This is a genomic window from Faecousia intestinalis, assembly GCF_040096185.1.
Taxonomy (GTDB): Bacteria; Bacillota; Clostridia; order Oscillospirales; family Oscillospiraceae; genus JAZOXB01.
In genome coordinates, this window is sequence record NZ_JBBMFF010000017.1 from 1 (window position 1) to 1,955 (window position 1,955).

A 1,955-nucleotide genomic window follows, 5' to 3' on the forward strand; every position below is an offset into this window, starting at 1 on the left:
GGCTCCGGGAATATCACCGTCTGGATCAACTCGCCCGGTGGTGACTGCGTGGCAGCCGCCCAAATCTACAATATGCTCATGGACTACAAGGGTGATGTGACCGTGAAAATCGATGGCATTGCGGCATCCGCAGCGTCCGTCATCGCTATGGCAGGCACGAAGGTGCTGGTATCTCCCGTGTCCATGCTTATGATCCACAACCCCATGACGGCGGCATTCGGCAATTCGGACGAGATGCAGAAAGCTATCAAAATGCTCGGTAGCGTCAAGGATTCCATTATCAACGCCTATGAGATCAAGACGGGGCTTTCCCGTGCCAAGCTCTCGCACCTCATGGATGCCGAAACTTGGATGGACGCAAACAAGGCTGTGGAACTCGGCTTTGCGGACGAAATCATGCAGAGAAACTCGGAATCCGAAGAGGTACCCACGCCTGCCGTTTCCATGCTGTATTCCAAGGCGAATGTGGTGAACTCTCTCATGGAGAAGATCGCCGCAAAGTGTGCCATTGAACCCAAACCCGCTGTGCCGGAGCGCACGGGACGCTCTGTAGATGAACTCAGAGCCAAGCTGAACACCATCAAAAACTACATTTAATATGGAGGTATTTCAATATGACTATCGTTGAACTGCGCGAAAAGCGCGCCAAGCTGTGGGCTACGATGGAGGGCTTCCTCGACACCCACCGCGACCGAAAAGGCGTTCTGTCTGCCGAGGACGATGCCGTTTACGCCAATATGGAGAAGGAACTGAACGATCTCACCAATGAGGTCAGACGCATGGAGCGCCGCGACGCTATTGCCGCAGAGCTTGCCAAACCCGTATCCTCTCCTATCACCGAGCAGCCCCAGAAAGCGACCAGCGAAGCCAAGACCGGCAGAGCGTCTAACGCCTACCGCGAGGATTTCGGTCTGCATCTGCGCGGCAAACGTATGCTCCACAATGTGCTCTCCGAGGGCGTGGACGCCAACGGCGGCTATCTCGTCCCCACGGAGTTTGAGAAGTTCATCGTGGACACGCTCAAGGAGGAAAATGTGATGCGCCGTCTGTGCAAGGTCATCACTACCGATAACGAGCGTAAGATCCCCGTTGCAGCGACCCATTCCACCGCTGCGTGGACTGCTGAAAATGCTGCCTACACCGAGAGCAATCCCACCTTCGCACAGAAGACCATTGATGCCTACAAGCTGACCGACCTTGTGAAGGTAAGCATTGAGCTTCTGGACGACAGTGCCTTCGATCTGGAAGAGTACATCGCCCGTGAGTTTGCCTACGCCTTCGGTGCTGCCGAGGAACAGGCATTCTGCGTCGGCACCGGTACGGGTCAGCCCACCGGCCTGTTCACCACCAACGGTGGCACGGTCGGCGTTACCGCAGCCAGTGCGACCGCCGTCACCACCGACGAGGTGATTTCCCTAATCTATGCGCTGAAAGCACCTTACCGCAAGAATGCCAAGTTCCTGATGAACGATGCTACTGTTTCCGCACTTCGTAAGCTGAAGGATTCCAACGGTCAGTATCTGTGGCAGCCCTCCCTGCAGGCGGGTCAGCCGGACAGACTGCTCGGTTACGAGATTTACACCAGCCCGTATGCTCCCACGCTGGCGGCAGGTGCGCTCTCCATTGCCTTCGGCGATTTCCAGAGCTATTGGATCGCTGACCGCACCGGCAGAACCGTTCAGCGTCTGAACGAGCTGTATTCCACCAACGGTCAGGTCGGCTTTGTTGCCACCGAGCGTGTGGACGGCAAGATCATCCTGCCGGAGGGTATCCAGCTTCTGAAGATGAAGGCGTCTTGATGAAAGGAGGCGGCGGTGATGGACGAGCTTCTTTCCAAAGTAAAAGCCAACCTTATCCTGGAACATACGGCGGATGATACCTTGCTGAAAAGCTACATCACCGCCGCTGTTTCTTACGCCGAAAGCTACCAGCACATCCCGGAGGGGTTCTATAAG

Annotated in this window: 3 protein-coding genes; all 3 read left to right on the plus strand. The window is 56.0% G+C overall.

Going from position 1 to position 1,955, the window contains the following annotated elements:
- A partial coding sequence (locus WMO66_RS00110) for a head maturation protease, ClpP-related (protein WP_349134374.1) occupies positions 1-597 on the plus strand: 597 nt, incomplete at its 5' end.
- A 17-nt stretch (positions 598-614) separates the two neighbouring features.
- Positions 615-1,799 (plus strand): phage major capsid protein, encoded by a 1,185-nt coding sequence (locus WMO66_RS00115; protein ID WP_349134375.1) that lies wholly within the window; start codon positions 615-617, stop codon positions 1,797-1,799.
- Positions 1,800-1,817: 18 nt separating this feature from the next.
- On the plus strand, positions 1,818-1,955 hold a 138-nt coding region (locus tag WMO66_RS00120; protein ID WP_349134376.1), incomplete at its 3' end, for a head-tail connector protein.